This window comes from Spirosoma sp., assembly GCF_048594605.1.
Taxonomy (GTDB): domain Bacteria; phylum Bacteroidota; class Bacteroidia; order Cytophagales; family Spirosomataceae; genus Spirosoma.
Genome location: NZ_JBMDWV010000326.1, coordinates 1 through 3,395 on the forward strand (window position 1 = coordinate 1; position 3,395 = coordinate 3,395).

Here is a 3,395-nt window from a genome sequence, read left to right on the forward strand (position 1 = left end):
TTGCTGAGGAAGAGGTAGCCGCTTTCGTGACCAACAATCAGCGTCTGATCGAATCGATAGAACCGTCTTTTTTTGAGGTAACTGTTGTCATGGCATTTGATTTTTTCGCCCGCAAATCCGTAGATATCGCTATTGTTGAAGTAGGGTTAGGAGGGCGTCTGGATTCAACGAATGTGATTACACCGATTGCCTCAGTAATCACCAATATTGGTCTCGATCATACCGACGTGCTAGGCGATACGTTATCCCAGATTGCACGCGAAAAAGCAGGAATAATCAAACCTGGCGTGCCCGCAATCATTGGCGAAACGCAGGCTGAAATAGCCGACGTTTTTCAGGATGTAGCAGAGTCCGTCAAGGCGCCGATTATTCAGGCTGATCAGCAGTATACCGTTCAGGACGGTGGAGTAGTGCAGGGACTACGGCATGCGCTTGTCGCGCGCGTTGGTGGTCCACTGCAGCCTTTTAGGCTGGATTTGCTGGGAAGCTACCAGTTACGTAACCTTCCGGCTGTTCTGGCCACCGTGGAGATCTTACAACCCACTTATCCGGTGTCTCCAACTGCCGAGCTAACTGCCTTAGCTTCTGTTACGTCGCAGACTGGTCTGAAAGGACGTTTTCAAATCCTGCAAGAGTATCCCCGTGTTATTGCCGATACCGCCCACAACCAGGCGGGTTTAATAGCTTTGTTTGAAACGATACGCTCGCTGTCTTATGACACGTTACGTATTATAATTGGAATGGTGGCCGACAAAGACCGTACAAAGGCGCTGGACGTGTTGCCGTCATCTGCCGTTTATTATTTCTGTCAGGCACAAACTCCCCGCTCGTTGCCCGTTGATGAGTTGCAGATAGAAGCGTCCCGTATGGGACGAATTGGTGAGGCTTTTGTTGACGTTAACGAAGCGTTGACTGCTGCCTTGCAGGAAGCTCTACCAAGCGATTTAATTCTGATTACGGGAAGTAATTATATTATTGCTGAATTAACTAATTTATAGTGACGCGTCGTAAAACCCATCGCTTTCTGCACAATGCTGAGAGTAAAAATGTAGTTGAAGCAGGTAAACCCCTTTATAAAACAATTCGTGGTCGCTGGCGACAGGATTATTTTGGCAATGATAACCCAATTGTTGTCGAGCTAGCCTGCGGTAAGGGTGAATACACCATTGGCCTGGCTCAGGCGTTTCCGGATACAAACTTTATTGGGGTAGACATTAAGGGCGATCGCATCGCCCGCGGCTCTAAGGCTGCTCAAAATTTAGCGCTGACTAACGTAGCATTCCTACGCACAGATATTAATTATTTGGCAGATTTTTTCGCGCCAGCAGAGGTAAATGAAATCTGGATTACATTTCCTGATCCACAACCACGCCCCAGGCAGGAAAAGCACCGTCTGACTCATCCTCGTTTTTTAAGTCTGTACAGGTCGATTCTAGCCGAGGATGGCTTGTTGCACTTGAAAACGGATAATCCAGAACTGTTTGAGTATAGCTTAGAAAAAGTAAGAGAATTCAGTTTTGTAAATTTACAATATACTACTGATCTGTATAATTCACAATTGAACATTATCCATTTAGGAATAAAAACGAAATATGAAGAGATATTTTACAATAAAGGATTTACGATCAACTATTTACAATGTAAAAAGGGGAAAGGTTAATTGTAAACCTTTCCCCTTTTTAAGGGACTTATAAATGTAAATTTAACAATGTATAAAGTTATATAATTAAAGATACATTGTTGAATTTACATTATTTAAACAATTTTGTAATCAAATCAGCTACGCGGCTGGAATAGCCATATTCGTTATCGTACCAACCGACAACTTTTGCGAGCGTGCCGTTTACGGTCGTCAGCTTGGAATCGAAAATACAAGAGTGCGAGTTACCAACGATATCAATCGAAACGATTGGATCGGTGGTGTACTCCAGTAATCCTTTCAGCGTGGTTTCAGAGGCTGCTTTGATAGCATTATTGATTTCTTCAGCAGTTGCTGCTTTTTTCAATATTACTGTCAGATCGGTAAGCGAACCATCGGGCGTTGGTACACGCAATGCATAACCATCTAATTTTCCTTTTAACTGCGGTAGGACTAATCCAACAGCTTTGGCAGCGCCAGTCGATGTAGGAACAATAGACAGAGCTGCAGCACGGGCACGTCGCAGATCTGAGTGGGGTGCATCCTGTAAATTCTGGTCAGCAGTGTAAGCGTGGATTGTTGTCATGTATCCCTTTTCTATCCCGAAAACATCATCGAGGACTTTAGCCATTGGAGCCAAACAGTTGGTAGTACAGGAGGCATTCGAAACAATTGTTTCATTTCCTGTTAACGTATCATCATTCACACCTAATACTACAGTAGGGATATTACCTTTAGCGGGTGCCGAAATAACTACCTTTTTAGCACCTGCTGTGAGATGCATACCAGCTCCTGCCTCATCGACAAAACGGCCAGTGGATTCAAGTACTACATCTATATTTAAATCTTTCCAGGGCAGACTCTTGGGATCACGCTCAGCATAAGCATTGATACGTTTCCCATTCACAGTCAGACTTTCGTTGTCTGAAGAAATCTCGCCAGTGAATCGGCCATGGACTGAATCGTATTTTAGTAAGTGCGCTAAAGTTGCATTATCAGTAAGATCATTAATAGCAACAACTTCAATGTTTTCTTTTTCAAGCAGTTTTCTGAAGGATAATCGACCGATCCGGCCAAATCCATTAATTGCAACACGAATTTTTTCCATGAATAGAGAAAATGGTTTGTTTTAAGGCAGCAAATATACTGATTATATATTGGAGGGTAGATAATACTAATTAGTAATATTAAGCACCTATTTTAGTAATTAGTATATAATTTGTTAGTAATTTGATCAAAAAATTAGTATTTTTCTTAGTATTTCCTAAATATCTGTAGCATTTTAGCCATAATATACCAAATTTATTAGTAATTCGCTAATATTATACTAAATATACTAATAAATATTCTTATGATTACTAACGTATTAGTATATTACTTATTAGTATTGTCATGAGCTTTTGCCGTCTAGACACTAATCATTGTTAAAATTAGAGAAGGGGAGGAGTCAATATTAGTTGGAGTCTTTTCTTTATCCTTTGTAATAGATCAATCAATATAACGATACGTACAGAAAGAGATTCTTAATAGTTTTTTATTATTTTCTTATGTACCGAATTAGTTTGGCTGGACAAAAATTTGGTTTGGTTATGTCATTCCGATTGTAGAGAGGAATAATGAATACGAACCTTTATGAAATCTATTTTGAAAGTTTAAACAGATTAATCTCTAGTAGAGAGGTATGCCCAATAACCAAAGTCTGCTATCTTCTCGTTAATCGAATAGCAATAGACCTAACCTTGCTTAATAATTGTTC

Annotated in this window: 3 protein-coding genes; 2 read left to right on the forward strand and 1 reads right to left on the reverse strand. The window is 40.6% G+C overall.

Translation table 11 applies throughout. The features are described from left to right. Together ACOJS8_RS19785 and trmB are read left to right on the forward strand one after the other, a co-directional pair. Nucleotides 1–998 (forward strand): bifunctional folylpolyglutamate synthase/dihydrofolate synthase (locus tag ACOJS8_RS19785; protein WP_420150278.1); only part of this gene is annotated, 998 nt, incomplete at its 5' end. After that, nucleotides 998–1,660, forward strand: a complete 663-nt coding sequence (gene trmB / locus ACOJS8_RS19790) for a tRNA (guanosine(46)-N7)-methyltransferase TrmB (protein WP_420150279.1) — start codon at nucleotides 998–1,000, stop codon at nucleotides 1,658–1,660. The genes ACOJS8_RS19785 and trmB, both read left to right, overlap by 1 nt. 91 nt (nucleotides 1,661–1,751) lie before the next feature. Here trmB and gap read toward each other — a convergent pair whose 3' ends face one another. Beyond that, nucleotides 1,752–2,747: a type I glyceraldehyde-3-phosphate dehydrogenase gene (gene gap / locus ACOJS8_RS19795; RefSeq protein WP_420150280.1), complete on the reverse strand. Its 996-nt coding sequence runs from the start codon at nucleotides 2,745–2,747 to the stop codon at nucleotides 1,752–1,754. Between the last annotated feature and the right edge of the window lie 648 nt (nucleotides 2,748–3,395).

Excerpts from the sequence above, each read along its gene's own strand:
- gap (WP_420150280.1), bottom strand. The coding sequence starts at position 2,747 with ATGGAAAAAATTCGTGTTGCAATTAATGGATTTGGCCGGATCGGTCGA.